Annotated in this window: 8 protein-coding genes; 5 read left to right on the forward strand and 3 right to left on the reverse strand. The window is 62.8% G+C overall.

What is annotated here, in order from left to right:
* The 3 genes from ABY403_RS11115 to ABY403_RS11125 form a co-directional block, all read right to left on the reverse strand.
* Positions 1–143 (reverse strand): TfoX/Sxy family DNA transformation protein (locus tag ABY403_RS11115; RefSeq protein WP_372840883.1); only part of this gene is annotated, 143 nt, incomplete at its 3' end.
* A gap of 61 nt (positions 144–204) precedes the next feature.
* Positions 205–357: a hypothetical protein gene (locus ABY403_RS11120; RefSeq protein ID WP_372840877.1), complete on the reverse strand. Its 153-nt coding sequence runs from the start codon at positions 355–357 to the stop codon at positions 205–207.
* A gap of 99 nt (positions 358–456) precedes the next feature.
* Positions 457–942, reverse strand: a complete 486-nt coding sequence (locus ABY403_RS11125) for an Rrf2 family transcriptional regulator (RefSeq protein ID WP_372840878.1) — start codon at positions 940–942, stop codon at positions 457–459.
* A 218-nt stretch (positions 943–1,160) separates the two neighbouring features.
* On the opposite strand from ABY403_RS11125, the gene ABY403_RS11130 reads away from it, so the two are divergent.
* The 5 genes from ABY403_RS11130 to der form a co-directional block, all read left to right on the forward strand.
* Positions 1,161–2,144 carry an SLAC1 anion channel family protein gene (locus tag ABY403_RS11130; protein WP_372840879.1) on the forward strand — a complete coding sequence of 328 codons (984 nt, stop codon included), beginning with the start codon at positions 1,161–1,163 and terminating at the stop codon, positions 2,142–2,144.
* 170 nt (positions 2,145–2,314) lie between these two features.
* Positions 2,315–4,096 carry an ABC transporter ATP-binding protein/permease gene (locus tag ABY403_RS11135; RefSeq protein ID WP_372840884.1) on the forward strand — a complete coding sequence of 594 codons (1,782 nt, stop codon included), beginning with the start codon at positions 2,315–2,317 and terminating at the stop codon, positions 4,094–4,096.
* A gap of 121 nt (positions 4,097–4,217) precedes the next feature.
* Positions 4,218–4,853: a hypothetical protein gene (locus tag ABY403_RS11140; RefSeq protein ID WP_372840880.1), complete on the forward strand. Its 636-nt coding sequence runs from the start codon at positions 4,218–4,220 to the stop codon at positions 4,851–4,853.
* A gap of 43 nt (positions 4,854–4,896) precedes the next feature.
* Positions 4,897–6,228, forward strand: a complete 1,332-nt coding sequence (locus tag ABY403_RS11145) for a PQQ-binding-like beta-propeller repeat protein (RefSeq protein ID WP_372840881.1) — start codon at positions 4,897–4,899, stop codon at positions 6,226–6,228.
* Between the two features lie 49 nt (positions 6,229–6,277).
* A partial coding sequence (gene der / locus ABY403_RS11150) for a ribosome biogenesis GTPase Der (protein ID WP_372840882.1) occupies positions 6,278–7,647 on the forward strand: 1,370 nt, incomplete at its 3' end.

The following is a 7,647-nucleotide window of genomic DNA, read 5'->3' on the forward strand; positions in this document are numbered from 1 at the left end:
GCATTTCCTGCCGCTAGCCAGCGCGCATAGGCCGCATCGGCACCCATGGCCTGCAACGCGTCGGCATCAACCAGCCCTGCGCGTGCAAAGGCTTCCGCCGTGGCGGGGCCAATGTTGGGAATGTCTGTCAGCGGCCGAGGCAGGGAAAGCTCCGCTCAAAGGTGGGTCGCGGCAGGGTGCCGGCTAACACCACCTCTGGCAAGATCAGATCGAGGCCCAGTCCGAAAAGCGCGTGCTGGGCGTGCCTGCGGTCTGCTGGCGCGAAACGGACGGGGCGCTTTGCTGCGCCTGTGCCTGGGTCGCACCGGACTGGCTTTCAGGCGCGGGGGTGGCGCCCATTTGGGTAATCGTCTGCATCTCTGCCTCAACTGTTCGCCGTTGGTTTCTTGATGAAACCCTGCAAATGCGGCGAATGCGCGGCGCAGATAGGCTTCGGCTGCGCACAGGTCAAGACAATTACGCGGTGCCGGCGGATGTTGGCTGATCACAAGCTGCGGAGGGGCGCGCATCGCTGAGTGCGAGAATATGCGCAAGCGGCACATTGCCATCGACAAGGTCAGCCAGAGTGACCTCATCCATCGACGAATAGAAGGCTTCAAGCGCGCGGTCGAGAACGTCGCGAAAGCGGCAGATGCCGATCAGCGGGCATGTGTTGGTCTCTGGGTCGTGGCATTCGGCAAAGGGCATTCCGGTCTCGAATGCGCGCAACACCGCGCCAATGCCAATTTCGCGCGCTGGCCGATTAAGCCGAAGCCCGCCAGAACGGCCACGTTGCGTGTCGATGAAACCTTTTTGCGCCAAGGTGTTGACCACTTGCGCTAGGTGGTTTTCCGAGGAATTGCAGGCGGCGGCGATTTCGTGTTTGCGCACGATGCGATCAGCGTTGACGGCGCAGAACATCAAGGTTCGCATCGCCAGATTGGTTCGGATCGTGAGTCTCATATCGGTGCCTCGCGGAGATGGGTATTAGCGGATTTCTTGCAAGTGGTATTAGATGCAGTTCAGATACACATAAGCGCAATTTCGGCTGGATATGCAAGACAAAGCATGACATATGCCTGCTTTGGAATGTGAGCGCGGCCCGCGCTGAAGAAAAAGATGCGGTGGCACGCCTTGCCCCGTGGCATCTAACGAAAGACGATTCGCAAAGAGGAACTGTCATGACCGCCAACCCCACTTCTGCCGCGCCCGAAGCGGCAAGCCGGCTTCAGCACTATCCGATCACCTTCTTCGCCACGACGATGGGGCTTGGGGGCTATACGCTGGCGTTGCGCGCGGCGACAACGCCGTTCGGGTTTGCGCCTTGGGTCTGGCTTGTCGCGCTGGCTGTGACAGCGCTGGTGCTGGTGCTGGTGGCGCTTGGCTATCTGGCCAAGGCGATCGTTCACCCGGATGCGGTGCGTGCCGAGTGGAAGCATCCGGTGCGGCTTGCGTTTTTTCCCACGGTGTCGATTTCGGTGCTGATTCTGGCGACTGCGGCGCTGCCGCTATTTCCGGTTGCGGCGCTTTGGCTTTGGGGCATCGGCACTATCATGCAGACGGTGCTGGCGATTGCGGTGATCTCTGGCTGGATCAGCAGTCGCGCCTTTCAGCAGGCACATCTGAACCCGGCATGGTTCATTCCGGCGGTCGGCAACGTGATCGTGCCGCTGGCGGGCGCGCAGATGGGATATGTGGAAATCTCGTATCTGTTCTTTTCGGCGGGGCTGATCTTCTGGGTGATCTTGCTGACGTTGGTCTTTAACCGCCTTGTGTTTCACGACCCGCTGCCTGCTCGGTTGCAACCGACGCTGGTCATCATGATCGCACCGCCCGCTGTGGCCAGCGTGGCATGGCTGCGCATGACAGGGCAGATGGATGCGTTCAGCCACCTTCTGATGAGCTTTGGCTTTGTCTTTGCGGCGCTGGTGGCGGTGCAACTGCCACGCATCCTGCGGCTGCCTTTCGCGCTGTCGTTCTGGGCGCTCAGCTTTCCCGTTGCGGCGTTGACGATTTCGAGCTTGGTCCACTTTGAAGCCACGGGCACGCGCGGTTACCTTTGGGTCGGGGGCGCGCTTTTGATCGGCCTGTCGGTGCTGATCTTGGGTCTGCTTGGGCGCACCCTGCTGGCCATGCTACGTGGCGAGATCTGCCAGCCCGAATAAGAGGCTACATTCAAACATTGTTCGCGGGGCTGGCGCTTGGCTGCGCCAGCCCTTAAGTCTGCGCGAACCGATCGCCCGCCATTGGGCCAGTAAGGAAAATCCCCGTGAGCCGCCCTTCTGCCACAGCAACCACTGAAAATGCCGCCAAAGCTGTCACCAAGGGGCGCAACATGCGTACCGTGAAGGCGCTGCTTCCCTATCTTTGGCCCAAAGACGAGCTTTGGGTAAAACAGCGCGTGGTGCTGGCGTTGCTGGCGCTGCTGGTGGGCAAACTGATTTCTGTGACCACGCCCTATATCTACAAGCGCGCGGTCGATGCGCTGGGGGGCGCGGCACCCGATGCGGCGATGATGCTTGGGCTTGGCGCGGTCGGGCTGACGGTTGCCTATGGCATGGCCCGTATCGGCACGGTCGGGTTCAACGAATTGCGCGATGCGGTGTTTGTGCGCGTCGGCCAGCGGGCACTGCGCAAGCTGGCGCTGGAAACCTTTACCCACATCCACCGCTTGTCGATGCGCTACCACATCACGCGCAAGACCGGCGGGCTGAGCCGCATCATCGAGCGTGGCGTGAAGGGCGTCGATTTTCTGCTGCGCTTCATGCTGTTTTCGGTCGGTCCGCTGATCCTTGAACTCAGCATGGTGACGATCATCTTCGCGGTCTTGTTCGACGTCTGGTATGCGCTGGTCGTGATGGTGACCATTGCAATCTATGTGGCCTACACCTTCCGCATCACCGAGTGGCGGGTGCAGATCCGCCGAGAGATGAACACCCAAGATACCGACGCCAACCAGAAGGCGATCGACAGCCTGCTCAATTTCGAAACGGTCAAATATTTCGGTGCCGAGGCCCGCGAAGCCGAGCGTTATGATGCGGCTATGGGGCGTTATGAGGGGCTGGCGGTCAGAACCGGGCAGAGCCTGTCGCTTTTGAACTTTGGGCAGGCGTTCATCATTACCGTGGGCCTAGTCGTGGTCATGGTGATGGCAGCACTTGGTGTGCAATCGGGCAAGCTGACGGTGGGCGACTTTGTGATGGTCAACGCCTACATGATCCAGATCACCATGCCGCTGAATTTTCTTGGCACGGTTTACCGTGAAATCCGGCAGGCGCTGGTGGATATGGGCGACATGTTCGACCTTTTGGGTCAACCTGCCGAAATCAATGATGCGCCGGGTGCCCCTGCGCTTGCGGTCACCCGCGGCGAGGTGGTGCTTGACCATGTCAGCTTCGGCTACGACACAAAGCGCCCGATTCTGCACGATGTCTCGATCACCGTTCCCGCCGGGCATACCGTGGCGCTGGTCGGCCCTTCTGGGTCGGGCAAATCGACCGTGGGCAGGCTGCTGTTTCGTTTTTACGAGGTGACGGGCGGCGCGCTCAGGATCGACGGGCAGGACGTGCGCGAGGTAACGCAGAACAGCCTGCACGCGTCGATCGGCGTTGTGCCGCAGGATACCGTGCTGTTCAACGACACGATCTATTACAACATCGCCTATGGCCGCCCCGACGCTACCCGCGCCGAAGTCGAGGCCGCGGCGCGCGCGGCAAAAATACATGACTTCGTGATGAGCCTGCCCGACGGCTACCAGACCACGGTCGGCGAGCGCGGGCTGAAGCTTTCGGGCGGCGAAAAGCAGCGCGTGGGCATTGCGCGCACCTTGCTCAAGAATCCGCCGATTCTGCTTTTGGACGAGGCGACCAGCGCGCTCGACACCCAAACCGAACGCGACATTCAGGAAAGCCTTGCTGCTATGGGGCAGGGGCGCACCGTCATCACCATCGCGCACCGGCTTTCGACCATTGCCGATGCCGACCAGATCGTGGTGCTGGAAGCGGGCCGCGTGGTTGAACGTGGCAAGCACGAAGAGTTGCTGTCCGCCGGGGGGCGCTATGCCGCCATGTGGGCGCGCCAGTCGAGCGAAGAGGAAGCCGCGGGCAACGCTGCATGAACCGATTCCGCTGCGACGATCGCGGCGGCACCGCAATGCCTTGGCAACACCCGCACCTTGCGTGTAAGACGGGGCCGAGCGCAACGCACCCCCGGTGGGGGCAAGCCAAAGGGCATTTCCAGTGAGCGAGTCCGACAGCTTCATCGACGAAGTAACCGAAGAGGTCCGGCGCGACCGTCTGTTTGCGCTGATGCGCCGCTATGGCTGGATCGGGATCCTGATCGTTCTGCTGATCGTTTTCGGTGCCGCGTGGGTCGAGTGGCAAAAGGCCCGCGCTTCGGCGCGCGCCGAGGCATTTGGCGATGCGGTTCTGTCTGCGATGGAGTCTGATGACCGGGCCGAAGCACTGGCTGCGGTGCCTGCGGACGGTGTGCAAAAAGCGGTGGTGGATCTGCTGATCGCCGCCGAACTTGGCAACGACGCCGAGGCCCTGGCCAGCCTGCGCGCGATAGGTGCCGATGCAGAGCTGCCGGCCAGTCTGCGTGCTCTGGCAGAGTTCAAGGCGGTGCTGGCGGCGGGTGCTGCGATGCCTGCGGCCGAACGCGATGCGGCGCTGGCAAAACTCGCCCAGCCCGGCGCGCCGTTCCGGCAACTGGCGATGGAACAGCAGGTGCTGGTGCTGCTTGACGCAGGTGCCAGCGATCAGGCGCTTGCACTGGCGCAGCAACTTCTGCTTGAGCCGGAGTTGACGGCGGGCTTGCAAGAGCGCGTGACACAGTTGATTGTGGCGCTTGGGGCAGAACCGGCAACGAATTGACCGGCGGCCCGGCTTGGGCGGCGCGAAAAAGGGGGCAAGGGCAGTGAAGCTTTCAGTCGGTCTTGGACTCGCGACACTCGGGGTGCTTGTGCTCGTCTCTGGCTGCTCGAAAAAAGAGCTTATCCTGCCGGGGGAGCGTGTTGAACCGCGCGCCATCCTGCAAGGCGATACCGGCAGCATCACAGCACCCATTGGCGGTGTGACGGCGGTGCCGATCCGGGTGCCCGCGCAAGTCGCCAATGCCGAATGGACGCATCGTGGCGGCACACCCAGCCACGCGATCACCAACCCCGCATTGGGTGACGGCACTACGCTGGTCTGGTCTGCATCCATCGGCGAAGGTGTCGGGCGCAAGCATCGCATCACCGCCGACCCGGTGGTGGGCGCAGGGCGTGTTTACACACTCGACAGCCGCGCGACCGTGGCCGCCACATCGACCGCGGGCGCACCGTTTTGGCAGGTTGATCTGACCCCTGTGGGCGACCGTGCCGATGACGCCTCGGGCGGCGGCTTGGCCTTTGCGGCGGATAAGGTTTTCGTCACCACCGGCTTTGGCGAGCTGATCGCATTGGACGCCGCCTCGGGCGCAATTGTCTGGCGGCAAAGGTTTGATGCAGGCATCGGCGGTGCGCCGACTGTCTATAACAACATCGTCTATGTCGTGGCGCGCGATGCTTCGGGCTGGGCGATCCGGGCCGATGACGGCAAACTTGTCTGGCGGCTTCCGGGCACACCGGCAAGTTCGGGCGTGACCGGGGTTTCTGCCCCTGCGGTGAACGCGCAACTCGCGATATTCCCCTTTGCTTCGGGCGAAATGATCGCGGTGCTGCGCCAGCGCGGATATCAGCTTTGGTCCGCCACCGTTGGCGGCGAGCGGTTGGGGCGCGCCTATGCAATAGTCAGCGACCTGACCGGCGACCCGGTCATTGTTGGCAACCGGGTCTATGCGGGGTCCTCTGCCGGTCGGGCAGTTGCCATCGACATGGCCAAGGGCGAACGCATCTGGACCGCCAACGAAGGCGCCAACGGCCCGATGCAGGTGGTGGGCGATGCGGTGTTCCTTGTGTCCGACGAAGCGCAGCTTGTGCGGCTAGACGCCGCGACCGGCCGCCCGGTTTGGGCCGTCGATATGCCCTATTTCCTTGCCGAAAAGCCCAAGAAGTTTCAGGAAATCCACGTCCATTACGGGCCGGTTCTGGCGGGTGGGCGGCTGTTTGTAGCCTCGTCAGACGAGCTCTTGCGGGTGTTTGATCCAGCTTCAGGCGCGATGATCGGCAGTGCCGAGATTCCGGGTGGCGCGGCCAGCGCGCCGGTCGTGGCGGGCAGCACGCTCTTTGTGGTCAATGCCGACGGGCAGCTTCTCGCTTTCCGTTAAGGGCAAAGCGGTGTAAGCGGGCTCTCCCGATCCGCCCAAGGAGGGCAGCATGAGCTTCACCATGGCCATTGTCGGCCGCCCCAATGTCGGTAAATCGACACTGTTCAATCGCCTCGTGGGGAAGCGGCTGGCACTGGTCGATGACCAGCCCGGCGTAACCCGCGATTTGCGCGAGGGCGCTGCACGTTTGGGCGACCTGCGCTTTGTCGTGATCGATTCGGCCGGGCTGGAACTGGCCGAGGACGACAGCCTGCAAGGCCGTATGCGCCGCCTGACCGAGCGCGCCGTGGCCGAGGCCGACGTGTGCCTGTTTCTGATAGATGCGCGCGCAGGCGTGACCCCGGCAGATGAGATTTTTGCCGATATCCTGCGCCGCAAGAACGCGCATGTGATCGTTGCGGCCAACAAGGCCGAAGGGCAGGCGGGCGAGGCGGGCGCGCTTGAGGCCTACGGGCTTGGCCTTGGCGAGGTGCTGCGGCTTTCGGCCGAGCACGGCGAGGGCATGGATGATCTGTACCGCGCGTTGGTGCCGCTTGCGGATGCCTTCGAGGCCGTGGCGCAGGCGACAGAGCCCGAAGTCAACGTTGACGTGGTAGAGGGCGAAGAAGGCGTCTATCAGCCGCCAACCAAGGCCAAGCCGCTGCAACTGGCGGTGATTGGCCGCCCGAACGCGGGCAAATCGACGCTCATCAACAAGATCATCGGCCAAGAACGGCTGCTGACCGGCCCCGAGGCTGGAATTACCCGCGACGCGGTTTCGGTGCAGGCCGATTACATGGGCACGCCGATGCGGATTTTCGACACCGCGGGGATGCGCAAGAAGGCGCGCATTTCCGACAAGCTCGAAAAGATGTCGGTTTCAGACGGATTGCGCGCGGTGCGCTTTGCCGAAGTGATCGTGCTGCTGCTCGATGTCGAGGTGCCGTTCGAGGTGCAAGACCTGCGGCTGGCCGACTACGCCGAATCCGAAGGCCGCGCGGTGGTAGTTGCCGCCAACAAATGGGATCTGGAAGAAGACAAGGCAGGCAAGCTGAACGCGCTGCGCGAAGCTTTCGAACGGCTTTTGCCTCAGTTGCGCGGTGCGCCCCTGGTGACGGTTTCTGCCAAGACGGGCAAGGGGCTCGACCGCCTGCATGATGCGGTGATGAAGGCGCATGAGGTCTGGAACAAGCGCATTTCGACCGGGCGGCTGAACACATGGCTGGCGCTGATGACCGAGGCGCACCCGCCGCCGGCACCGGGCGGGCGGCGCATCAAGTTGCGTTACATGACGCAGGTCAAAACCCGGCCGCCGGGCTTTGTGGTCATGGCCAGCCACGCCGACAAGATACCTGAAAGCTACTCGCGCTACCTTGTGAATGGCTTGCGCGAAAGTTTCGGGATGCAGGGCACGCCGATCCGGCTGACCTTCCGTGACCA

The organism is Phaeovulum sp., from assembly GCF_041596715.1.
Taxonomy (GTDB): Bacteria; Pseudomonadota; Alphaproteobacteria; order Rhodobacterales; family Rhodobacteraceae; genus UBA6213.

Coding starts and splice junctions, on each gene's coding strand:
- ABY403_RS11135 (WP_372840884.1), top strand. CDS start 2,315: ATGCGTACCGTGAAGGCGCTGCTTCCCTATCTTTGGCCCAAAGACGAG.
- ABY403_RS11125 (WP_372840878.1), bottom strand. CDS start 942: ATGAGACTCACGATCCGAACCAATCTGGCGATGCGAACCTTGATGTTC.
- ABY403_RS11130 (WP_372840879.1), top strand. CDS start 1,161: ATGACCGCCAACCCCACTTCTGCCGCGCCCGAAGCGGCAAGCCGGCTT.
- ABY403_RS11120 (WP_372840877.1), bottom strand. CDS start 357: ATGCAGACGATTACCCAAATGGGCGCCACCCCCGCGCCTGAAAGCCAG.